General features: G+C 67.2%; 16 protein-coding genes and 1 pseudogene. 3 read left to right on the plus strand and 14 right to left on the minus strand.

Features of this window, described 5'->3' with window-relative positions:
• Positions 1-212 precede the first annotated feature (212 nt).
• From AB0J71_RS37970 to AB0J71_RS38005, 8 genes are all read right to left on the minus strand, one after another.
• On the minus strand, positions 213-461 hold the full coding sequence (locus AB0J71_RS37970) for a hypothetical protein (RefSeq protein ID WP_352320164.1): 249 nt from the start codon (positions 459-461) through the stop codon (positions 213-215).
• 278 nt (positions 462-739) lie between these two features.
• Positions 740-1882: a hypothetical protein gene (locus AB0J71_RS37975; RefSeq protein WP_364418853.1), complete on the minus strand. Its 1143-nt coding sequence runs from the start codon at positions 1880-1882 to the stop codon at positions 740-742.
• Between the two features lie 124 nt (positions 1883-2006).
• Positions 2007-2396, minus strand: a complete 390-nt coding sequence (locus AB0J71_RS37980; protein ID WP_364418855.1) for a hypothetical protein — start codon at positions 2394-2396, stop codon at positions 2007-2009.
• A gap of 1083 nt (positions 2397-3479) precedes the next feature.
• Positions 3480-4292 (minus strand): urease accessory protein UreD, encoded by an 813-nt coding sequence (locus AB0J71_RS37985; protein WP_364418858.1) that lies wholly within the window; start codon positions 4290-4292, stop codon positions 3480-3482.
• Positions 4289-4891, minus strand: coding sequence for an urease accessory protein UreG (ureG, locus tag AB0J71_RS37990; protein WP_352320220.1), 603 nt, complete (start codon positions 4889-4891; stop codon positions 4289-4291). Before ureG ends, AB0J71_RS37985 begins: the two co-directional genes overlap by 4 nt.
• A gap of 117 nt (positions 4892-5008) precedes the next feature.
• Entirely contained in the window at positions 5009-5683 is a 675-nt protein-coding gene (locus tag AB0J71_RS37995) for an urease accessory UreF family protein (RefSeq protein WP_352320172.1), read from the minus strand.
• Positions 5684-5722: 39 nt separating this feature from the next.
• Positions 5723-7510 carry an urease subunit alpha gene (locus AB0J71_RS38000; protein ID WP_364418946.1) on the minus strand — a complete coding sequence of 596 codons (1788 nt, stop codon included), beginning with the start codon at positions 7508-7510 and terminating at the stop codon, positions 5723-5725.
• 118 nt (positions 7511-7628) lie between these two features.
• Positions 7629-8513 (minus strand): urease subunit gamma, encoded by an 885-nt coding sequence (locus AB0J71_RS38005; protein WP_364418860.1) that lies wholly within the window; start codon positions 8511-8513, stop codon positions 7629-7631.
• 201 nt (positions 8514-8714) lie between these two features.
• Here AB0J71_RS38005 and AB0J71_RS38010 point away from each other — a divergent pair, with 201 nt between their 5' ends.
• On the plus strand, positions 8715-9692 hold the full coding sequence (locus tag AB0J71_RS38010; RefSeq protein ID WP_364418948.1) for an IS5 family transposase: 978 nt from the start codon (positions 8715-8717) through the stop codon (positions 9690-9692).
• A 50-nt stretch (positions 9693-9742) separates the two neighbouring features.
• Here AB0J71_RS38010 and AB0J71_RS38015 read toward each other — a convergent pair.
• From AB0J71_RS38015 to AB0J71_RS38035, 5 genes and pseudogenes are all read right to left on the minus strand, one after another.
• Positions 9743-9901 (minus strand): annotated as a pseudogene (locus tag AB0J71_RS38015) (hypothetical protein); the annotation flags it as partial.
• Positions 9902-10453: 552 nt separating this feature from the next.
• A complete protein-coding gene (locus AB0J71_RS38020) occupies positions 10454-11779 on the minus strand; it encodes a TIGR02679 family protein (RefSeq protein WP_364418862.1) in 1326 nt (441 codons plus the stop codon).
• The gene (locus AB0J71_RS38025) at positions 11776-15978 is read right to left on the minus strand and encodes a TIGR02680 family protein (RefSeq protein ID WP_364418864.1); all 4203 of its coding nucleotides are present in this window, start codon (positions 15976-15978) and stop codon (positions 11776-11778) included. Before AB0J71_RS38025 ends, AB0J71_RS38020 begins: the two co-directional genes overlap by 4 nt.
• A complete protein-coding gene (locus AB0J71_RS38030) occupies positions 15975-17225 on the minus strand; it encodes a TIGR02678 family protein (RefSeq protein ID WP_364418867.1) in 1251 nt (416 codons plus the stop codon). The genes AB0J71_RS38025 and AB0J71_RS38030 overlap by 4 nt, the downstream gene beginning before the upstream one ends.
• On the minus strand, positions 17222-18769 hold the full coding sequence (locus AB0J71_RS38035) for a DUF2397 domain-containing protein (protein ID WP_364418869.1): 1548 nt from the start codon (positions 18767-18769) through the stop codon (positions 17222-17224). The genes AB0J71_RS38030 and AB0J71_RS38035 overlap by 4 nt, the downstream gene beginning before the upstream one ends.
• A 300-nt stretch (positions 18770-19069) precedes the next feature.
• Here AB0J71_RS38035 and AB0J71_RS38040 point away from each other — a divergent pair, with 300 nt between their 5' ends.
• On the plus strand, positions 19070-20860 hold the full coding sequence (locus tag AB0J71_RS38040) for a hypothetical protein (protein WP_364418871.1): 1791 nt from the start codon (positions 19070-19072) through the stop codon (positions 20858-20860).
• A gap of 699 nt (positions 20861-21559) precedes the next feature.
• Here AB0J71_RS38040 and AB0J71_RS38045 read toward each other — a convergent pair.
• Complete coding sequence (locus tag AB0J71_RS38045; protein WP_364418873.1) at positions 21560-22432, minus strand: DUF4190 domain-containing protein; 873 nt, start codon at positions 22430-22432, stop codon at positions 21560-21562.
• A 328-nt stretch (positions 22433-22760) separates the two neighbouring features.
• Here AB0J71_RS38045 and AB0J71_RS38050 point away from each other — a divergent pair, with 328 nt between their 5' ends.
• Positions 22761-23591, plus strand: a complete 831-nt coding sequence (locus AB0J71_RS38050) for an IS982 family transposase (RefSeq protein WP_364418875.1) — start codon at positions 22761-22763, stop codon at positions 23589-23591.
• Positions 23592-23648: the final 57 nt, after the last annotated feature.

Below are 23648 nucleotides of genomic sequence, written 5' to 3' on the forward strand. Positions count from 1 at the left end.
GGGCGTACATAAAGCATAAATCAGATTGACAATAAGGAGGTGACCGGTAGCTACTTGCGGCTTGTCAGCGGCGGTCGCCTGGGGTCTGTTGCGCCTGGACATGCAACGAGCCCTTCGATCCGCGTCCCCGCTGGTCAAGGGCTCATTGGGTGCGCTCGGACCTGGCGCCCCCGGCACGATTCGAGCCTGCGGCACCCGCTTCAGGCGGTGTTTTATGAGGCCTTGAGCCACTGGTCGATCGCGGCGATGGCGAGTGTGGCTTCGAAGTGGACGGCGAGCTTGTCGTGGCGGGTGGCCATGCCGCGGTTCTGCTTGAGCTGGTTGATGTCGCATTCCACCGCGTGACACCAGCGGTGAAGGCCAGGGTCGAAGGCCGGCGGCCGGCCGCCCCGGATCCTGCCCAGCACAGCGACGAACTGCGAGCTGTCTCCCCGATGGCAGGCCGTCACCAGCAGAGCCAAGGGCTTACGGCCCCTGCTCACAGACCAGATGCGTCTTGTTGGTCAGCCCGCCTCGCGGGCGGCCCAGCGCGCGATCGTCCGGTTCGCTCCCCGCCCCGCCGGGCGGTCCCTCTTTGCGGATGGCCGTCCCGGCGCGTCCCCACGGCGTGCTGCTGGGCACGGCCGATCGCGGGCCACGGCGCACCCGTCCGCACCCTCCACCGGATGGCGCCGACCAACTGGCGTCTGCTCCATTTCGGCGGACGACCACGTCCCGGAGCGGGGGGTGACACCGCGGCTCAGTGGATGGCAGTGAGGTCGACGACCACGAATTTGTCGCCGCGGGCGAAGAGAGCGATATTGCTACCGGCTCGGGCGCGGTAGCGGGTTCGGGGGTCAATGCCTCGGATTTCGGCGGACGCACCTGTCTGCACGTCATGCACCAGCGCGCGATCCGGTAGTTGGGCGGACAGGAATCTGTCCAGCTGGAGAGGCTGCGGAGCGACTCCCGTCACATCCATCTCGTACCGTGCTCGCCCGTCCCGGCCCTGCACCTGCGCCACCATGGATCGGTCGGGGTGCGTGACACAGAGCGTGATCCCGCACGCCACAGGGCTGCCCGACTGCAAGGCGGTCTGGGCGCGCTTCTCGCCGGTCTCGACGTTCATGACGGACTGGAAGGGGGCTTCGTTGCCGCCGACCGTTCCGGGTGATCCGACCCAGGGCCAGCTCAGGATGTGCTGTCCCTGCGTGCCTTCTACGCGCTGCGGTTGCCCGCCGTTGATGTCGACGGTGAAGACGCCTTCGTTGCCGGCCGACCAGGCAAGACGATCGGGGGTGATGGCGATACCGGTGACGAACCCGGCGGATGAGGCGGGCGGCAGGGGAGCAGAGGCGACGAGCTGCGGTCTGCCGCCGGTCGTCGGGACGGTCCAGATGTCGGCGGTTCGCTTGTCGTCCGTGCCGCGCGCGGTCCACCAGGCGACCCGGCCCTGGCCTGTGGTGAAGCCGTCAGGGAAGAGGATGGTGTCGGCAGGGAGGCTGATGTCGGCGAGCTTGGTCACCTCGCCGTTGTTCACGTCGTAGGTGTAGAGGCCGTTCGCCTTCTCGAAGCTGGCTTCGGCGGTCAGGAGCACCTTGGTGGTGTCCACCATCAGGCGCGGTCGGACCTGCCTGCCGTCGGGTAATTTGGCCGGCACTTCGTGCACTGCTGCGGGCCACAGCTTCTCGATGGGTTCAGGCGCCGAGGCACGCGCCGAGCTGACGGAAGCGGTTCCGCTGCCGGAAGACGAGGTTTCCGGCTTGGACAAAACGTTCGTGGTGACTGTGACGATTGCCGCGACGGCGACTCCGCTCGCGATTGCTGCGCTGAGCGCGACGCGGCGGGAACGCTTGGAACGACGGCTGGGCTGAACCTGTGCGTAGTCCGGTGTATCGGCCATTTTGCGTCCTTGAGGAGGAGCGGCTGGGTTACGAGGGTCGGCACAGAGGGGATCTCTGCATGATGATTCGTACAAGAATGCACGACCACTGGCGCGGAGGAGAGGTCGCCTGCTTCTTCCGGGGTCAAATACCGGTCGAGACCCAGCTGCTGCAGTTGAGCACTCTGATGGTGCCATTGGACAGCTTGTCGCGGTTGCACGCCTGAATTCTCTCGACGCTGGAGCTGCTCCAGTAGATGTCTTCCGAGCCGGCGCCGCTGACATTGTCGTGATAGTCGACGTAGGTGCCGTAATCTTGGCGCATGCGGACACCCTGGCCGTCTGCCCTGTCATCGTAGATGGAGATGTACCAGCCGGGGGAGCTTGAGTAGGGATAGGTGTCCCAGAAATACCCGGCGCCGGTGCTGGTGGTGGTCCATGCGTACGCGAGAACCTGGGCGGACGCCGGGGCTGAGAATGGCAGGACGATGAGACTGCTCGCGAGGATGGGAGCTAACCAGTGGCGCCTTCTCATTGCGATCCTTTCGCTGATCAGGAACGTGTCTGTGCGATGCCGGATATTCTTGACCTGCGAGAGCGCGCGGCAATAGCCAGTCGATGACTGGAAGTGCGCTGTCGTATTTGATGGCGGCCCGCGCTGGGGGACGCTACCAGCGCTTCCTATATTTTCGCTATTGAACTGAGTGGCGTGACGCGAATACGCAACGTCGCGACTGTACTCGTGGATCTTTCCCGTAGCGCGCGAGCCGGCCGATGAATTCTTGTACGTATCGCCGTGTGCGAGCCGACCTCAGGTCGGCCACAGTCGGCACGATCTCGCGCGCCACGGCGAGCCCATGGTCGAGGTCGCCGTCGGCCGCGTGGCTCGTCGCCAGGATGGTGCGCACGAAGAAAGGCTGCGGACGTAGAGGCTCTTGAACAGCTCCGCGCTCTCCAGCACCCGGTCGCGGGCTCGATGGTGCTGGCTCACTGATCAGGCAATCGGGCTCCCACGGATTTGCTCCCACGAACCGATGACCCAAGGTCCCAACTCAACAACTACCCGCACTGCCTGTGGCCGGGGCGGTGCCTCATCAGCGTCGCTCGGAAACAGTATCGATCGCGCCCTGAGCTCTCGGTTCGCCACATCCGGGGATCGGTAGTCTCATGAGTGCCTCACCCCGGTCCTTCGACGCCTCAGCCGTCGCCCGTTGGAGGGCGTCGCGATGACTGGACAGGCGACGCTGCCGCACGCGGTTGTCGCCATGGAAGCCGGCCATCGCGCAGAGGCGGCGCCGATCCTGCAGGTCGAATGGCGGCAGTGCCTGCACCGCCCCTACCCCCGGCTGAGCGGCCAGCGCCCGCAACCCCGCGGTCACGGCGTTGACGCAGACGGGATCCGCGGCCGCCAGGGTGGGCGACCGGAACGTCACGACGTACTGCCCCTCGCCCCACGACGGGAACCCGCACGTCATCGCCTCGGCCGCCCGCGCCGACGGGGACGGGCGGCATCCTGGCGAAATGGCCAGGCCGTCCCGTCGAGATCATCAAACCGGCAGCGGAGCGGCGTCGGCTGCCCCGCGATCAGTGACAGGTAATCAAAAGAGCGCACGGGCGTTCAGGGGATGGGGTGCGCGGCATTGAGCAGGCGATGCAGGCGCAGGGTGTCCGGGGCCAGGGCGGTGACCAGAATGGCGGGTCCGGCCAGCGGCGTCAGCACGGCTTGGCCGGCTTCGGCGTTGTCGCTGATCAGCCGAGCGTCAGGTGATTGCCGGTCCAGAGCCGGGTCCACGATGAGGATCTGGCCGATGGCGCGGTGGCCGGCGGCGATGGCTGGGCCGTCCCAGGCGGGCGCACCCGGGCCGTACGTCGTGTGCTGGTCCAGCAGGGGGCGCCCGTCGCGGTGGACGGTGAGGCGGGTGGCCAGCCGGCCCGGAGACTCGCCGGCGCGGCCGAGGACGATCTGTTCGCGCAGCACGAGCCGGGCGGTCGGTGCGAGGTCGATGGTGCAGCTCTGGCGCAGGTTGCTGCGGGCGGCGGAGATGAGCGGCTGGGGCAGCCAGTGCAGGCCGGCGTCGTCGGCGACGGTCAGGTGGACGTCGTAGGTGGCGTGGCTGGTGGTGGGACCGCGCAGGGCGATGGTGGCGGCGGCGGTGGTGAGGTGCAGGTGAGCGCCGCGTTCGACGGTGGCCTCGATGCGCAGCCGGTCGCCCCCGAGCGGGGCGCTCATGGCGCCGACGATGCACACTCGTGCCTGGTCGCCGTGCGGGCGGGCGCGGCGTAGGTCGAAGGGGCCGTCGCCGGTGAGTGTGGGCAGGGCCGTGGCGTCGCCGGCACGGATGGCACGGATACGGGCGGTGGCGTGCACACCGGGCGCGTGGCGGGTCAGGCGGAGCTGGGCGGGTTCGGGTGGGGACGGGGCAGGGATCACTGGCGGCCTGCGGTCCAGTCGGCGAGCCGGCCAGTGATCCACTCGGCGACGGGAGTGATGCCGCCTGCGCTCTTGACCGTGGTCAGGACGGTGGGCAGGTCGCCGCGCTGGGCCTTGGCGTCCCGGGCCATGGCCTCCAGGTCCACGCCGACGTGGGGGGCGAGGTCGGTCTTGTTGATGAGGAGCAGGTCGGAGGTGGTGATTCCGGGGCCGCCCTTGCGGGGGATGTCGTCGCCGCCTGCGACGTCGATGACGAAGATCTGGGCGTCGACGAGGCCCTTGGAGAAGGTGGCGGTGAGGTTGTCGCCACCTGATTCGACCAGGATCAGGTCGAGGGCGCCGAGGTGGCCCTCCAGGTCCTCGACGGCTTCGAGGTTGGCGGAGATGTCGTCGCGGATGGCGGTGTGAGGGCAGGCGCCCGTCTCGACGGCCGCGATGCGGCCGGCGGGCAGGACGGCTTCGCGCAGCAGGAACTCGGCGTCCTCACGGGTGTAGATGTCGTTGGTGACGACGGCGATGGACAGCTGTTCACGCAGCGCGCGGCACAGGGCGGCGACGGTGGCGGTCTTGCCGGAGCCGACCGGCCCGCCCAGGCCGATACGGAGGGCGCGACGGCCGCCGCCGGGACGCTCGGTGGAGGAGCCGCCGGAGCCGTGCGGGAAGGCATCGTCGTGGTGCAGGTGCAAGGTTGCTCCCGAAAGAAGTTGAGGAAGTGGTCAGGAGGCGAACAGACGGGCCGGGCGGCCGGCGTGCCGTTCGGCGATGATGTCGAGCAGCGGCGCGGAGGCGGCCGGCAGCGCGGCAGGGCCGTCAGTGTGGACGCGCTGCGCGGCCTCCGCTGCGGCGCCCGCGACATGGTCGATGTCGGCGCCCAGGCGGGCCAGGACCGCTGTGGCGTCGAAGGGGTCCAGCCGGAGCAGGCGGACGGTCGCGGTGGCCGGCCCGCTGACGCTCTCGTACGCGGCCACGTAGGCGGCGTCCAGCGGGGTCAGTCCGGCGCAGCGGGCGGCCAGGCCGAGCACGACGGGCTGGTGGGCACCGCGCGGCCGGGCCGCGGCCAGGGCGTCGAGCTCGGCATGGGGCCAGGCGGTCCGTACGGCCCGCAGCAGTTGCCGGCCGAGGCGGCGCGAGGTGCGCCGGAGGGTGGGGGCGGCGGTGCGGGCGTCGGCCGCCTCCTCCAGCAGGAGCGGGTCGTAACCGGTGGCGGCAGCGGCGGCCAGCCCGGCCGCGACCAGACCGCTGGTGTGCAGCCGGCCGCGGCAGAACTCCTCCAGGCTCGCCACGTCCCGCACGCCTCCGGCCTTGACGGCCTCCTCGGCCCCGCCGGAATGGGCATGCCCGCCGGCGGGGAATCGGCCGTCGGCCAGGATCAGCAGGGCGGCACGGTTCATGGAACGTGGCTCACCTTCCGCTCGAACGGTTCACGGTGGTCAGAACAGGAAGTAGCGCTGTGCCATGGGCAGTGTGTCGGCGAACTGCTGTCCGTCGACCACCTCGTCGTCGATCTCGGCCGTGACGTCCTTGGCCGTCGCGCCGCCGATCACCACCTCGAAGGTGTCGGGGTCGATCTCGATGTCGGGGCAGGCGTTGTTCTCCCGCATGTCGGCCTTGAACACCTTGCGGGTGTCACGGATGGCCCTGAACGGCTTGCGCGCATTGACCCTGCCGGCCAGTCCGGACCGGATGGCGTGGTCGGTGACGAAGTTGACCGCGTTGGCGGCCGGCGCCCGGCCCGTCGCGCCCCACATGGGCCGGGGCAGGATCGGCTGCGGGGTGGTGATGGAGGCGTTGGCGTCGCCCACTTGGGCGTAGGCGATCTGGCCGCCCTTGATGACCCGGTGTGGCTTGACGCCGAAGAACTTCGGCTCCCACAACACCAGGTCGGCCAGCTTGCCCACCTCGACCGAGCCGACCTCGTGATCGATGCCGTGCGCTATGGCCGGGTTGATGGTGTATTTGGCGACGTAGCGGCGGGCGCGGTGGTTGTCGGCGTCACCGTCGCCCTCCAGCGGGCCGCGTCGGCCCTTCATGACGTGCGCGGTCTGCCACGTCCGGATGATCATCTCGCCGATGCGGCCCATGGCCTGGGCGTCGGACGACATGATCGAGATGGCGCCGAGGTCGTGCAGGATGTCCTCGGCGGCCATCGTGGACGGCCGGATCCGCGATTCGGCGAAGGCCAGGTCCTCCGGCACCAGCGGATTGAGGTGATGGCAGACCATCACCATGTCGATGTGCTCCTTGACCGTGTTGACGGTGAAGGGCCGGGTGGGGTTGGTGGAGGCAGGCAGCACGTTGGGCAGGCCGGCCATGGTGATCATGTCGGGGGCATGGCCACCGCCGGCGCCCTCGACGTGGAAGATGTGGATCGGATGGTCGCCGATGGCCTCGATGGTGTCGGCGACGGCGCCGGCCTCGTTCAGCGAGTCGGCGTGCAGTGCCAGCTGGACGCCGGTGGCCCGGCACACCTCCAGGCAATGGCGCAGCACGGCAGGGGTGGCCCCCCAGTCCTCATGGATCTTGAACCCGAGCACGCCCGCCTCCACCTGGTTGTACAGGGATTCGGTGGACATGGTGCTGCCCTTGCCGAGCAGCCCGATATTGACCGGAAAGGCGTCTAGAGCCTCGAACAGCCGGGCGACGTGCCAGGCGCCGGGCGTGACGGTGGTGGCGGTGCTGCCCTCGGCGGGACCGGTGCCGCCGCCGATGAGCGTCGTGACGCCGGCGGCGAGCGCCTCGTGCACCTGCTCGGGACAGATGAAGTGCACGTGCGTGTCGATGCCGCCGGCAGTGAGGATCTTGCCGTTGCCGGAGATGATCTCGGTCTCGGCGCCGATCAGGAAGTCGGTCGCGAGGGGGTGCCTGTCGTGCAGGCGGCCCATGGTCTCGTCGTTGTACGCCTTGCCGAGCGCGACGATCCGGCCGTCGCGGATGCCCACGTCCGCCTTGACGACGCCCCAATGGTCGAGGATCACCACGCCGGTGATGACCGTGTCAGGTGGCTGCGGGGCGCCGAACCTCGTGCTGTCGCGTGGCGCACAGGACTGGCCCATCGATTCGCGGATCACCTTGCCGCCGCCGAAGATGACCTCGTTGCCGCTGCGCCCAGGGCCGCCGGCCCAGTCTTCGGTGATCTCGATCCGCAGGTTGGTGTCGGCCAGTCTGATGCGGTCGCCGAGCGTCGGGCCGTACCGGTCGGCGTACTGGACGCGGGTCAGCGGCTGGTCGACGGGCAGGATCTCCGGCCCTTGCGCGCAGGAGGTCGGCGACGATGTCTCTGCCACGGGCTTGACTTGAGCGTCCGCCGCCTGCTCAGCCGATGCTTCCGTCAGGGGGTCATCCATCGAGCTCTCCCCCGATCCGGCCGCGCAGGCCGGCGACGATGCGCTTGCCTTCGATGGGCACGAGCGCCACCGTCCGGGTGCATTGCGGCTCGAAGCGGATGGAACTGCCGGCAGGGATGTGCAGGCGCTTGCCGTAGGCGGCGGCGCGGTCGAAGTCGAGGCGGGGATTGGCCTCGTAGAAATGGTAATGAGAGCCCACCTGGATGGGACGGTCATCGGTGTTGGTGACCGTCACCATGCTGACCTCTCGGCCCTCGTTGAAGGGCACCTGGCCTGCGTCCTCGGGGTGATCGACCTTGCCTGGATGGACCAGCGTCGCCGCTGCGAGCTCCGGCTCGGTGGCCTGTCCCGCCTCGGGATCCGCTCCTGCGGCGGACTTCGGTTGAGCCTGCGGTTCTGCGAAGGGGTGGCGAATGGTGACCAGCTTGGTGCCGTCGGGGAAAGTGGCCTCGATCTGAAGGTCGGAGATCATCTCCGGGACGCCTTCCATGACGTCGTCCCTGGACAGGATCTTGGCTTCCGCTGACATGAGTTCGTGGACCGACTTGCCGTCCCGGGCTGCCTCCAGCACGTACGACGAGATCAGCGCGACCGCCTCCGGATAGTTGAGCAGGACCCCCCGCTCCTTGCGCTTGCGGGCCACGTCCGCGGCTACGTGGATCAAGAGACGTTCCTGTTCGTGCGGAGTCAGATGCATCCAACCACCTCGCCTTCGCTCTGCCCCGGAGGTGTCGTCCCTCAGGGGGGGCTTGGCAACGGCGCCGAACCTCCGGCGATCGCGCCGCCGGCGGCTGGTCACCCAGCAGGTGCTCACCGTTGCCGATGATTGCCCACACCAGGGCATCACGGGACTCTGATGCTCACCATTCCGTTGCATACTGAGAGTAACTATTCAGAGACGTTACGCAATATGGCTTCGCAGTGAATCCTGGGTCACTCCCGGCACATGAATCCCCTTACCATCACTGTCGCGCTGGAGAGCATCTGAATTGATCTACGTGCACGGTTGAATGGTTGCCGTGATGCGACGCGGCGAGTTGACCGACAGGTCGTGGCGCGGATCGAGCCGTTCCTGCCGGTGACCGGTGGGCGGGGACGCCCTTGGCGTGGTCATCGGCAGGTGATCGACGGGTTACGGACCGGGGCTCCGTGGCGGGACGTCCCTGAGCGGTACGGGCCCGGCAGACCTGTTACGAGCGGTTCACCCGCTGGCAGCAGGACGGTATGTGGCCGCGGCTGCTGGAGGAGACGCAGGTCAAGGACGACTCCCTCGGCCACGTCGAGTTCACCGTCAGCATCGACTCCACCATCGCCCGCGCCCACCAGCACGCCGCCGGCACCCGTAGAAAGGCATGACGGCGAGACGATCGACACCAGGCAATCCCCAATCCGGCAGGCGCTCGGACGGTCCCGCGGCGGCCTGACCACCAAGCTGCACCTACTCGTCAAGGCCCGTGGCCTGCCACTGGTCTTCCACCTGACCGGCGGCAATGTCGTCGACCGCACCGCCTTCCCCGACGTCATGGCCAGGCTTCGCATCCGCCGCTCCCGCGCAGGCCGCCCCCATACCCGCCCCGACATCCTGATCGGCGACAAGGGCTACTCCAGCCGCGCAATTCGCCTCGGCATGCGCCGGCGCGGCATCAAGACGGTCATTCCAGAGCGGCGTGACCAGATCGCCAACCGCAAGCGCAAGGGCAGCCGTGGAGCCCGCCCGCACGCCTTCGACGAGCTCGCCTACAAGCACCGCAATCTGGTCGAACACTGCATCGGCAAGCTCAGGCAATGGCGCGCCATCGCCACCCGCTTCGACAAGCCGGCCAGCAGCTACCTGGCTGGCGTCACCATCTCCTCGCTCATGCTCTGGCTCCGGCAAGCCGAATTGTCAGACACCCTCCAGTGCGGTAAGCGCACAGCTTCACCGGTTCAGTCGGTACCTGCTTCAGGACTTCGTTCGACAGTGAGCTCGCCCAGCGGGGGTAGCGGGCGACGCGGCTCCCGGTCTCCGACGTCGCCGCCGGGCAATTCCCTGCACTCGATCACCAGCGAGCCCTGACGGCGCATGCGAGAGCCGGGAGCAGGGTGCTGACCCGTGACGACCCAGACTCCTGGCCAGGTCAGCGCCCCGACCGGCGGACCGTCTGGATCGGAGGCGGCGATGACCAAGCCCGCCTGCCATGCGACCGCCCGTGCGTCTGCCACAAGCAGCCCGACCACGTCGGGAACCGTCACCTCATCCGCGCTGCTAGGACCTATCCACGCCATGTCACGCCTCCGGGATCGAGTATCTCGCCCGATCCCCGGCAGTACGACGCCTCGCCCGCTTCCTTCCTCGCGGGATCGGACTCCCGCGTGTTGCCTTTTATGTCGATCCTTTGCATGGCATGCCGACACCCTTCGGAGGCGAGACGATCACGCTGCTTCTTGGGAGGCGTTGGAAAGGATCAGCCGCAAACGATCGGCGACGGCCGTACGGCGCCGGACACATCAAGAAGCCCTTGACTAGGTTTGCTGCTGGTCAAGGGTATTTCCTGCTGACAGAGCCTGGCGTCCCCGGCAGGATTCGAACCTGCGGCACCCACCTTAGGAGGACTCCAGCAACTACGGGTTGGGTTTGTCTATGGATGTGGTGATATGTGGGTGCTGCTCGACACGTATTGAGCTCTTCGGCGTGGGCCTCCTGCGGCTTGCCGCACGACAGGTGTTCGAGATGGTCAGGGCTATATGTGTAGCTGGCAGACTGTAAGACGCTCCCGCTCTCCAGATGCGGGTCTTCTTGAGGGTGCGTATCCCCTGGCGCGCCACTGCTTCTCCAATTCATGGAAGGCTCCACGCTGTCTCGTTGGCGCTCAGATCGGTGAGCAGGATCGGCATGAGCGTCTCCTCGTGGATGGCGAGGTTTTGTCGGCGCATGGCTTCCGTGAGGTTCGGTTCCCATGGGGTCGGGACTGGAGTGCCAGTGAGGGTAAGAACCGAGTCCGGTGGCAGGGTCGCTACGGCCGCCAGGTAGTCACCGATTCGCATACGCCACGGCTCCGCGCCGACCGCGAACAGGCGTGTCGCGATTGCCACTCCCGGCCAGTCGAAATCGCCGTGATAAAGAACCCGGGCGCCGTCATCCACAAGCCGCCGCAAGGTCTGCCATCCCGCAAGGGACGGGTTGCCTGCGAGGCACAGCATGGGGACGGACACTCCCGCTCTCGCCGCCGCTTGCAGGACTTGCGGATTCTCGCAGGCGAACACCTGAGTTCCGGGTGTGGCCAGTCGTACGCCGGTCGCCGCTCCGCGCAGCTCGTGCAGAGTCAGGTGCGTCATCAGACCCATGTCGGTACGGGCGCGCATCATTTCCGGCCAAGGGCCGGGCCCGGGCGGACTGAGGTTGAGGACGAGGGCAGTTCCGGACACCAGATCCGGGGTCATTCCTAACCGGGTCCACAGGTTACGTCGCTCCTCGGCTGTCTCGGGTGTGGCGATGCCGAACGCCGCCGCGGCCGCACGGAGCAGAAGCGAAGCGGTGAGTTTGCCGTCGTCCAGGCCGTGCGCGTCACCAAGACACCGCCCGGCCAGTTCAGCGAGTTCCCAGCCAGCGTGGGGAACGACGGTGGCTTCGAAGGCGCCGGCCGCCGCGCATTCCCGAAGTACGGCCGCGAACTGAGGAACTACCGTGGTAGCGGCATCGACGCCGGCTCTGGTCAACAGTCCCGAGCGACGTACACCCTCGACGAAGACCGGGGTCCAGTTCGTGCCAGCAAGATCGGCCGCCGCGAGGGCCGCATCGAGTTGTTGCCAGATGCCGGCCCACGAGGCGCGGGTCTTCTCCCGGACTGCTGCGCGATCGACGAGTTCGCCGCCTGTGAGTTGCTCCACGACCGTGACCAGGCCAGCCGCTGCAGCCGATTTCCGCAGTGCCTGGTCGAGCGTGGTGAGGGAGACGCGTGCCCGGCCCGCGGTGACCGGCTTGCCGAGCAGGCCCGCGAGCTTGCCGGCGCCATCCTCGTCCAGCGTCACGGTGACCGTCCCGGTGACGGCCAGCCTGCCCCTTTCCAGCTTTGTACGTGCGGCCGCCCACAGGGGAGTCAAGCAGGGATCGGCGAGGTAGCGGCGAGTGCGCTCAGGAAGTGGGTGTGGGGTGGACGGGCTCATCGGGCCGCTCGCAGGTGCCGGTTGCGACCGTCCCAATGGATGTGGGTGGTGACCGCGGCCGTGCCTTCCCCGCGCCTGATCTCGTAGCAATCCAACGCTGGCACCTGGGCGAAGAAGCCCCAGAGAGCATGTCCTGTCATGACGAAGTCCAGGTCGAGCCGGACGAGCAGCCCCAGCAATTCGCCGATCGTGGGATCGTCGACCTTGGCGAAGGCGTCGTCGAGCAGGATGAGGCGCAGCGCCCTCGCCGTGTCCGGCAGACCGGACAGGTAAGCGTCGGCGGCAGCGAACAGCGTCACATACGACACGAAGCGCGTCTCTCCTTGGCTCAGCTTGGCCCGCCGGCTGATCTTCCGCTCGCGCCCTGGCTCGGGCCCGGTGATGATGACTTCCACCTCGTGCCACGCTCGGTAGTCCAGTGCGGACCTCAAATGCGTCGCGTACCCAGCAGTGGGGTCCGTCGCGAACTCCTCGTTGACCCGCGCGTTGAGCAGGTCGGTCAGCTCTCTGGTCTGCTCGGGGGAACGGACGTCGTCCGCGGTGGACACGAGCGTGCGGATCCTCGCGACGGCGGGTCCGACGTGGTCGGCGAGGTTCCAGCGCAGCCGCACCCCGATCCCGTGACTGGTGCTGATGCCGCTCAGGCTCGTGTTCATCGCCTTGATCAAGGCCCCGGCCTGCAAGAGCCGTTGCCGGAGCTCTTCGGCGACGCCCCCGAGAACGAACTCGGTGAAGACCCGCCTCTCGCGCTCGCTCAGCGCGTGGCGTCCCTCTTCGCACTGACGGCCCAGCTCGGCGGCCGCCTCCGGCAGCGAGCGCTGACCGGTGCCGTCGACGATCGCGATCAGCCGGACACCGCCGTCCACGGTCGGAATCACGTCGAAGCCTCCGGAGAGCTCACGCTCCACGGTTTGCTGCGCCCGGATCAGCGCGTTCTCGTCGACGGCCGCGCCGCGTCGGTCGAGTGCCGCCAGCAGACCTTGCAGGGCGGTCCTGACAGTGGCGGGGTCGGCGTCGGCCTGGGGCACCTGCGGTCCTGGCTGTCCGATCGCCGCTGCCGCCACGCCGGGCAGAGCCAGCCGGTGCGCGAGCCGGTCCACCGCGTCAGTGAGCGACCGTCGTTCGCGGGCGGCACGGTCACGTGCCGTACGCGCCTCGGCCTCGGCCGTGCCCTTCTCCTCCGCCAGCTTGGCGATGCGGCGACGAAGATCGGTCAACTGCCCACTGCACGCTTCGAGTGAGGACTCGGCGGCTTTCAGCTCCGCACGCACCCTGTCGGCCGCCGCCCCGACATTGGCCTTCAACGCGGCCAGTTCAGAGGCCTCCCCGTGCCAGGTGGCCCACTGCCGCTCGGCCGCGGCCTCGGCGTCGTGCCGTTGTTCGCACGCCGCATGAGCCTCCGCCACGGCTTTGTTGTGGAGGTCCACACGGTGTCGTAGCTCAGCGATGAACTGGCGTGTGCTCTCACATCGCCGTCCGGCCTTTCGAAGCCGGTCGCGTACGGTATCGAGTTCGTCGACGGTGGTGGGCAGGCCGAAGGCCGCGCACGCCTCACGGTGGGCAGTGAGCGCTGCCGTCCATTCGCGGCGCAGCTCGACGGCCTCTCCTCGGGCCTTGCGGAACTCTGCTTCGGCCTTCTCCACCCGCTTGACCGCGCCCGTCAGCACGACACGTGCAGTCTGCACCGGCTGGCTGCGCGGGGCTGACCGGACGTGCGTGTCAAGCGTTCGGCGCTCGTCGAGCAGAGCCTGCCGCCGGGCGGCACGAGTCGTGGCCGCCTCAGCCAGAACGGCGAGCGCCGCGTCGATCTCGGCGAGCCGCGCCGCTCGGGCGGCGGCTCGGGCGGCGGCACCGATGTGCCGAGCCGCCGTCGTGCGGTGATGGCCGGTCAACGGGCCATTTCCCCAGGCACCGTCGTGGTTCACCCAGGTTGGATGGCTCTGATCGCCCCACGAGATCCGCGCGAGCACATCCCGGACCACCTCCGCCGGCAGAGGCGAGCCGGCTTCGACGACGATTGCCTCGTTCAGCGAGTGTGCGGCCACCGGACCGATGGGGTGCACCAGCAGGTGGCCGTCCGGCGCGACGAGGCCGCCGGTCGCGTCGATCGTCGCGGTCAACAGGCCCGAGGCCAGCAGGGCTCCCTCCAAGCCGGCGCGTTGCCGCTCGTCGAGATCGGGGCGGAAGTCAATGACCCGCCACAAGGGCACCTCGTCGCCGGACGCGGGGCGCGTCCAGTGCCCCCGCGGGGGATCGGGATCGTGCGCGGCGAGAAGCTCATCCTGCTCCGTCGCCAGATGTCCGCGCTGTTCATCGTCCGACTCCTGTTGGCTCGTCAGGTCGGCGAGGGTGAGGGCCAGCCGGTCACGCACCTTTGTGGCGGCTTGCGAGGCGACATGGTCGAGCTCGGGGAGCAGCCCGGCGATGTCGTCGCCTGCCAGCGCGCCGGCGTCGTCGAGCACCGGCCCCAGGGCGGTGGAGCGCCAGTCGACCTCCCCCAGCAACCTCTGCGTCGTCTCGTGGGCGATCCAGGCCGACCAGTCGTGGGCCAGGACGAGGGCAGCCTCGTCAAGAGCCTTCTCTTCCTCCTCGGCCTCCCGTGTCGCATCCGCCAGCCGTTGCTCCTCCCGCGATGCTCGTTTGTCGGCTGCCTCCACCTCGCGCGCCTGCCGGTCGAGCCGAAGCGCCTGGTCGCGGCGGGTGATCGCGTGCACATCGCGCTGCTTCGCGGCGTGCTCGGCGCGGACCACCCGGTCGATCGCATCAGACAGGTCCGGGGGCATCACGTCGAGGCGGGCCGGCGCCGGGCGGATGAGCGGTTCGGGCTCGGCGTGCAACGACCGCCGGACCACCTCCGCGCCGCCCACATCACCGTCCTCACGTACGCAGCCGACCTGCGGCAGGGTCGCATGCACGCCAGCCTGTGCCAGCAGGTCATGAGCCTCCGTCACGGCGGAGGTAACCTCCCGGATGGTGTCCGTCACCTCTTCGGCGCGCTCGTCGGCTGCACGCACTCTGCCGGTTTCGCCGTCCCTGGCGGCGTTCGCCGTGTCAAGTGCGGAGAGCGCCGCATTCTCCAGGGCGCGGACCGTGACCTCGCGGTCGTGCAACTCTCGCACGGCGCTGTATGCCTTGGAGCCGCGAATGCCGTCAACCGACCTGCGCAGCTCCTGTTCGCTGATCGCCAGTTCCGCCACCTGGGCGTCGGTCCTGGCGTGCTCGTCGGCCAGCCGCAGGTGCCTCTCGCCCAGCTCACCGGCCTCTCGTATGGTGTCTTCAGCTGTGACGGCGGCGACTCGGGCGGCCTCGGCCGTCTCGGCCAGCACGCCCACGGCGTAGCGCCTGTAGGTGCCGAGGAATCCGGAGACCACCTTGTGCGCCGTCTCCAGCCGCTGTTGCGCGGTGCGTGTCTCCAACAGGCCATCGAGCTGCTCGCCTGCCTGTGAGAGGGAGGCTTCGCTCGGTGGCGGCAGTGCGTCGGAGAGGATCTGCGGGAGCCTGCCCTCCTCGATCCTGTTGCCGACGTCGGGGGACCTGAGCGTGCGCAGCAGTTGGAGGAGGCCGGCGAACCGTTCCTTGCCCGAGTCGCCCGTCAGTCCGAAGACCGCAGCGCGTACGCGTTCACGGTGGGTTTCGGGTGAGTCGGTGATGCGGTCCGAACCGATCACTTCGGCCAGCCCTTCGCGTGACAAGGGTGTTCGATCCTCCCCGAGCAGGACGAGGTCCTGGCCTACACGCTGTGGAGTGGTGAAGTACCAAGCCTTCGCCTCGCCAGTGGATTTGGCGAAACGCACCATCGCGCCCAGGGTCAGGAACTTGGGCCGGACGGCGTTGTCCGGGCTTTTCACGCCGTCCCCGTGCTGGATGAGCTCCAGCCAGAGGTAGCCCAGCCTGTTTGGCTGCTCTTCACCTCCGGCTCGCATGAGGTCTTCCAGACGGACCCGGCCCGACCCTGTTGCGTCCATTTTGCGGCGGTCGGCGTCGAGGAGAAAGGGCAGCAGCATTTCCAGCGCCCGGGACTTCCCCGAGCCGTTGGTGCCGCGCAGCACCAACCGTCCGCCGGAGAAGACGAACTCGGCGTCGTAGTAGTACCAGACGTTGACCATGCCCGCGCGGTGCAGTCGCCACCGGAGCGGATGGTGTTGGGGCGTTTGCGCTACGGCGGTGAGCCCTTCCTGAGCACTGGATGGCAGGGTCATGTGGGTTCTCCGCCTTCATCGGTGCCGTCCGTGAACAAGGGGGTCTGGAACTGCTGGGCGTCGTCGTCGAGCCGCCGATTGGCGCGGGTGGCCGGGGGCGCGAGGCGGACCGCCGGCCGGTAGCGGGCGGCGGCGGGATGCACCACCAGGCCCTCTCCCGTGACCGTGCAGAGGCCTACGGCTTTCAGCAGGTCGGCCGCCTCGTCCCGGAGCTGGAGCGGATGGTCGAGGACGTCCGTTCGCCAGACGCCGGCGTGGACTTGCGCGAGCTTGGCGAGCTCGTCGTCCACGACGTGCCAGGGAGCGAGCACGCCAGGCAGGGTCCGGCCGTCGAGCGTCACCTCTGTGCCGGGGCTCGGTTGCAGGGCCTCGATCAGGGCGTCGATGAGGAGCAGCGCGGCTTGGCGTACGGTACCGGTGCCGGGAAAGACGACATCGGTGAGCTGCGCGTCGTCGTCGTAGGCGAGCGCTCCCTCCGCGCGTACTTCGAGGGTCAGGCCGAAGCTCTCATCGAGGACACGGGTGAGCTCGGTGCGCTCCCGGCGCAGCACGTCGCGCTCGGCGTCGCTGAGGTCGCCGCGATGTACCAGGGGGTTTTCCACGAGTTTGCGGCGCAGCGTGCGGCGCGGTTGTTCGGGCTCGTCCGGATCCGCTACCCACAGCAAATCGGGGCGGTCCAGCGGATGCAGGGGGCGGAAGACAAGATGGGGCAGCAGCCCGCGGGTGACGGTCAGCAGTGCCTCCTCGCGACGTTCACCCCATGCCGTCACAGTTCCGTCCGTCTCGGTCAGGACGCCCCAGGCCAGCAGGAGATCGATGGCGGCGACGAGGTCGCGCCGTTCGGCGAGCGTGTCGTCGATCGTGATTCTCGCGGTGGCCGCGTCCGCCCGGATCTGTTCGACGAGCCGTGACAGCAGAACCTGCTCACCCACATCGCGCGCCAGAAGCCCGGCGCAGACCAGCGCCAGATAGGTGTAGGTACGCGGTGTGAACTCGCTGCCGGAAGAGCGGCGAGCGGGACGGACCGGGGCCTGCGCCGGCAGAGGAGCCTTGATTAGCCGGGCGAAACCGGACTCGACGACCAGCGCGTAGCCGAGCAACCGCCCGAAGGCCGGCTTGAGCGCGGAGGCGTGCCTGCGCACGAGCGCGAACTCCTCAGCATGGCGGTACGCGGTGAGCACCGGGTTGGCGAGGAGCGCGCGGGCGGCCATGCGGCGTTCGTCGGCGTCGTGAGCTGCGGTGGTCATCCGTCGGTTCCTGTCTGCGTGACGTCGGCGGGGTCACCGGATCTGGAAAGAGGCAGGATGCTCAGCGCCAGGTTGTGAACGGTGAGCCGGCCGTCGTCGGAATGGACCCTGGTCTCGGCTCCCGGTAGCGGCGTGGCGACCAGCATCAGGCCCAGGTCGGTGTCCCGGGAGGCGACCGGCGTGGTCAGCTCCTGCGCCAGAGCGAGCAGGACTGAGAGCCGTTCCAGCAGCAGATCGCGGGCCGCGCGGGAGATGACGGCGTCGCTGAGATCGCCCACGGCGAGCAACTCGGCCGCCGCTCCAGCCTTACGCTCGGCCTCCTCACGCGCTTCGGTCAGCAGCCGCTCCCGGTCGAGCCCCGGATCCGGAACGCGTGCCGTACGACCCCGCGCGGCCCTGTCCCCACGCATGCGCAGCGAGATCGGAACCTCCACCGGATCGGCCTCCCACCACGAGGTGCCGGGCGTGGCCCGTGCTCCGGTCTCGTCGGGTCCCATCAGAAGGTGCCGTGAGGGGTAGGCGCCGAGTGCGGCTGCGAAAATGAGATGCGCCTCCTCGGTGTCGGCCTCGGCGAACCACGCCGCGAGCCGGAGGAAGTCGGCGCGGCGGGACACTCCGGTGCCCGAGGCGGCAAGCATTCGCTTGGCGTTCGCCAACAGCTGGCCGAGCGCCTGCTCGGCCGCCGCACGTAGCTGAGCGGGGCCTGATCGCCCGTCTCCGCCGCCGTACCACATGACCAGCTCGTTCCATTCAGCCGCCGTTCGCCCCGGCGACCGCTCCGCGAGGCTGCCGTCAGGGCCGGTGAGTCGGGGGAGGGTGGCGAGCGCCATGAGCAACCGATCGAGGTCGGCGACGACCTTCTCCAGCCGGACGGCTGCCGCGGGCGCGTGCCGGGCGACGTCGGCCGAGATGAGGTCGACGTATTCGAGGAGAAGGGTTTTGAACGCTGCGTACTCGGTGCCCGCCAGGTCATATCGGGACAGGACCTGGTGCAGGTAGGCGTAGAAATCTCGCACGCTCTCCGTGAACAGTCTCTGGTTGTTGAAGACAGTGGTCACGTCGGTGGCCAACGCCTCTGCGTCCGGGTGCCGGTCCCGGGAGAGCCGCAGCAGGATGCGGTCGAGGATTTCGACGGTACCGCCGAGCAGTTCCCGGGCCACTTCCCTCGCGCCGTCAGTGGCGGACAGCACGTCTTCGATCTGGCGGTGCACACGACCGCCGAGTTTCGATACCTGATAGCGAGAACGGGAGCGCAGCCATTCGGCGACCGTCGCCACGCGGGCGTCGCGGGTGGACGGAACCAGGTTTCCCCAATGCTTCAGCTGACGGCAGCGCGCCTCTACGTCGTCCACCGAGAGCGCGATTCCGGCTTCCGCCAGAAGCATGGCTGCTTCCGCTGCCGACAGGTCCGTTAGGAGGGTGTCGGTGAAGAGCCGCATCAGTGCGATGTACTCGTGGGCGTGCTTGTCAGCGGTGGCGTAGCTGTACAGCTCTAGCCGCGCCTGCGCATCGGACGGGGAGTCGACTGCCTCATCCTGTTCCATGCTTCGTCCGCCTAGGTTCTTGACGGTTGGCCACCGACTCAGAGCCGTTGGCCGAGGAAAAAGTACTTCCACTTCAAGGTAAACGTGGCCACTGACCGTTTCCGGTCAACGTCTCGAATCGAAAATCCATTCGAATCCCGGTCGGGATGATATGTGAGGAAAGGTGAGGAGGGTGTCGAGCGAGCGCCAGTCCGCTGAAGTCGGGTAAAAAATGATATGGCGGTACTCGCATGTTACGTTTCTGCTACCATCGCATGGGTCACGGATTAAAGGGCTCGGCGTTGGTCGATGTTCGCTGGTGTGACAGATCTGGGAATCATCCGGTGCCGTTGGTTGAGGCCCTATTTCTCGGTCGTTGCGCTTCGATGCGTTCGGCATGACCCCGAGCATGCGACACAAGCACTGCTTGATGTGCTCAAGAGATCGCTAGCTGATCAGGCGGAAAGCGCAACCGCTGTACTGGCTGATGGTATTGAGAAATCGGCTGGTGTGGCTGGGCTGCTCGTCAACGGGTTTATCTATCGCAGGGAGTCCAGTCCTTCGTGGGCCACCACTGCGGCTCCATCACTAGTGGACTTGGAGCACGGGCTGGTCCTGACCTTGAGATATAAAGATCTCTTGGTGGTCCATTGTGACGACACGCAGAAGCGGTACATCAGGCGCTGGCTTCGAAAGAATGGTGCGTCACCTTTCAATATCGTCGCGTCTGAAGTGCTACAACGCGCCTTCTGCGAAGGGGAGACGCGTGCTCTGTGGTTGCGCGGCACACATGCCCGCCGCACCACCCGACCGGACGCCAAGGCGCTCAATGGTCAACGCCTGCAGGATGCGCTGAGTCCTTTGGAGGACAGCTCGTTCGTATACTCCTCGGCCCGTACGGCTCCTTCGTGGGGAGCACCCGGCGGTCCGCGAACGGGAAATATCGGAGTCACGCCGAAGGACGGGCTTATCTGGTCCAGGGCCTCCCGCGACTTCGAGGACTTCATCGCTATGGCGGGGGACGTACTACGGCGACTGGATGAGGTCTCGAGGGCGAGCGCGACCGAGCGAGCCCCCTTCCCGATACTGGCTACGGAGGTACATAGTCTTTCTGGTGTCCGGGGCGCCTATGACCTCTCCACCATCACGCCAGGCGAGCTTGTTGAGGGGCAGCGTGATGAGGTAACGGTCGAAGCGGCGGCACTCCTGGAAAGAGCAACATTTCAAGTCCATGGCCGACCGGATTCGGCTGGCTTCTTCATGGACGTCGGCCTCGACGGCGTGTTGTGCGGAAGTATACAAGCTGCAGTAGGCCAAGCTAGGAATGGAGGCGTTTCAATAAAATTCGGCTTCGACCCATCGCGAACCCCGACCAGTCTGCCTGAGACGCGTCGCATTCTTGACGCCTTGCACGATTCGCAAGGACTGATACGGATCTACTTCGATTCTGGCCACGTCATCGATGGCCATGGTGTGTATAGGCGTGAGACGCGAAATGCGCCTTTTCGTGGGTGGCAATTCGATGACTTCACCGGCTACGACATCACGCGGGAGAAGCCGGCGACCTCGCCCGTTCGTATCCATGCCTTGACCGGTGAGCCGGGTGACGATTCGCTGTTCGGCTGGGTCGCTCGACAATATTCATCCGGATGGCTCACCTGCGACGACGGGCCGGGTGAAATCGCAGACTTTGTGCACGTCGATGAAGACGGGACTCTCAGTCTCATCCACGTGAAATCCGCCAAAAGCACTGCCAAGAGACGAGAGATAGCGGTCGCAGCCTACGAAGTCGTCGCGGGTCAGGCGGCGAAGAACCTCGCCTACCTAGACGGAGATCGGCTTCTTCGTCGACTTGAATCACCCCCCATCGAGAAACCTGCTACGTGGGAGTACGGCACACGTGTCGCCGACCGCCGCGAGATGCTTATAGCGCTCGCCAGCAGACATCAGCGTGATCGATACCGCGTCGTCATCGTGCAACCGCACGTCACCCGGACAGCCATCCAGAAGCAGAGCCATCGGCTGGCGCTCCTCGAAACCTTGCTCAACACAATTGGAGGAGGAATCACAGCACTGGGTGCAGAATTCACCGTCACGGTGAGTGACGAATAGCGTATCGGGCCTCATTAGTAAGCCCTTTTCGTGCGTACGTGCTCATGCGGCCGTGGTCCTGCTAATCGGACAGACCCGCGCTCTGTCTGGCGTCCGGCTGCGGAAGGCAGTGGTCACACGGTCCGCACGATGCCGGTCGCTGTCTTCCCCGTGTGCCGGGTGTCGGGCCGGCGCACTTCGTGCGTTTGATGAGGGCGGTGGTCAAACTGAGACGCCTCCTTGACTCGCCGCAGTGTCAAGGTCGAGCTGGATGTAGGGCTATGTAGCCGGTGCCCGACGCGTATTGACCCTTCGGTATGGGCGCCCTGTAACTCGCCGCACGATGAGTTTTCAGGCTGGTCCAGGGCCATGTACGCAGAGGATGGTCCGCAAAGTGTTCCCCACTCTCCAGATGCGGGTGCTCACCCTCGAAACGCTCCATCATACAGGTTTACGGCAGAGTCGATGGGCTTGCCTTTCTCCCAAGCCGTGAATCCCTTTCAACTCGACAGCCGCATAGGCTACGCCCATAAGGTGGCTGTCCGGCTTCACCGAGGCCCCTCGGTCGTATTCGCCACTGCCTCTGCCTCTGCCGCTGGCGCACCTACCGGGCGGGCGCGGTGCGCGAGACGGTCGCGGGGGCATTTCATCTCGCGTGACGGCACACCTGTGAGCAAGACCGGCACACCTTGAGAGCGGGGTTGGTCGGGAAGGCCCGCATCACGCCGGCGAGGCCAACTCGCTGTTTTCGACCAGGTACATGAACGCTCCGTCGGAGCCCTCGGCACCGAACATGGCGATCACGACGGGCTTCGCCTTCTTCGGAAGGTCGAACACCAGCACCCTGGTGACCTTTTGGCCGGGGTTGATCTCGTCGTACAAGCCCTGGCCCGTCTCCAGATTCTGACTGATCGTCGCGCCCGAGTCCACGTTGTACTGCTTGCTGTCGCTGTCCAGGAGGCCTGAGTTGGTGCCGTCGAACGAGGCGGGGCTGTTGCTGGTGTTCTTCACCAGGACCCGTACGACGACGTAGAAGCCCTGGGCTTTGTGGCTGTCGATGGAACTGCTCACGGTCTGCTCACGGCTGACGGACACGACCTTCAACGAGAACGGAGGCTCCTTTGCGACAGCACCCAGCGGGATCGGTTTGCGTGCCTGGCTCTTCGTCGGGCTGGGATCGGCCCCTTCAGGGGATGCGGTGGCGAGCGCCTTGTCGAGCTGCGTTGCCGCGTCGCCCACGGCGCTCACTGTGACAACCAGTCCCCATGTTGCGAGTCCCATGGAAATGAGGCCGAGGATGGCTCCCGACAACGCCAAGCCGCCGTTGGAGGCCGTGCCGCGGCTTGCCCGGGCGCGACCGACGAAACCAAAGATCACCGCTAAAAGGCCGAGGGTGCCGGAGGCGAAGAACAGAATCGGAATCACCCCGGTCAGCACTCCAATGATACCCATGACCAGCGCGGCGATGCCTAATCCGTTGCGCATCTGCTGATGGTGATAAGGAGACATCGTTCCGTAGCCGGGAAGCGGTGCACCATGCGCAGAGGGATGCGGTCTGTTCGGCTCGTACTGCTGCCCGTAGGGATTTGACATGGCGAATCCTTACCGCTGAGTGAGACGTGACCGTGCATCGCAGAGTGATTCCATTCCGTACAGACCTTTTGCGATGCGCTTAGCCGATCGTAATGGTACGGTCCAACGACTAACAGGTTCGTGCAACATGTGCCCAAATCGTTGCTGCGCTCAGCCACGACCAGGCGCCACGTGCAAAAGGCCACCAGATGATTGATGTCAAGGCGTAGCTGCGGAGATAGGGCGGGGGTGCCCAAGCTCTATGTGTGACGAAAGAGTTAGACGCCCTCGCAACCGCACTGTACGTGCGTATCGATGATGTGTTGAAGGCCCAGCCGCAGTCGGCTCCGTGGCGGCCGAAGGTCGACATCCGCCGACGCTCAGCGACGCCGAGCTGGTGACCTTGGCGGTGCTGTCGGCGCTGCTGGGCTTCACCTCCGAGCGCCGCTGGCCGCGGCACGCTCGCACCGAGTTGAGCGCGATGTTCTCGCATCTGCCTGGCCAGCCGGGCTACAACCGGCGGCTGCGCAACGCCTGCGGCCTGGTTAGGCACGTGATCCGGATACTGGCCGCCGACACCTCGCTGTGGAGTGACGACGTCTGGGTAGCCGACTCCACGCCGATCAAATGCGGCCGCTCACGGGGGACGACGGCCCGGCGCTCAGCGCTGGCCGGGTGGGCGGAATACGACTACTGCGCCTCCCACTCCCGCTACTTCTGGGGGCTTCGGCTGCATCTGCTGTGCACGCTGGGCGGACTGCCGGTGCTGCACGCCCTCAGCGGCGCCGAGGCCGATGAACGCGAGGTACTGCTCGGCATGCGGCAGGCCGCACCCGACGTCCTGACCGCTCACCCGAGACAGACGATCATCGCCGATCGGCATCACTACGGCCGCGTCTTCGAAGCCGAGCTCACCGAGCGTGAGCTGCACCTGCTGTGCCCGGCCCGTCAGAGCGAACCCGAGCGGCCCGGCGCTGCACTGTTCAAGCCACTGCGCCAGACCATCGAGTCGATCAAGCAGACCCGCAAGAGCCAGCTGGACCTGGAACGTCACGGCGGCCGCATCCACGCCGGCGTCATCATCCGCGTACTGACCCGCATCCTCGCACTCACCAGTGTGGTCCGGCACAACGACAAGACCGGCCAGCCGCTCAAGCGGTCTCTAGCCCTCGACACATAACTAACTGTCGCTTCTGACCAAGCCGTCGCCTCCAACCTGGATCGCCTGGAACTCATC

This window comes from Nonomuraea sp. NPDC049637, assembly GCF_040675235.1.
Lineage (GTDB): Bacteria > Actinomycetota > Actinomycetes > Streptosporangiales > Streptosporangiaceae > Nonomuraea.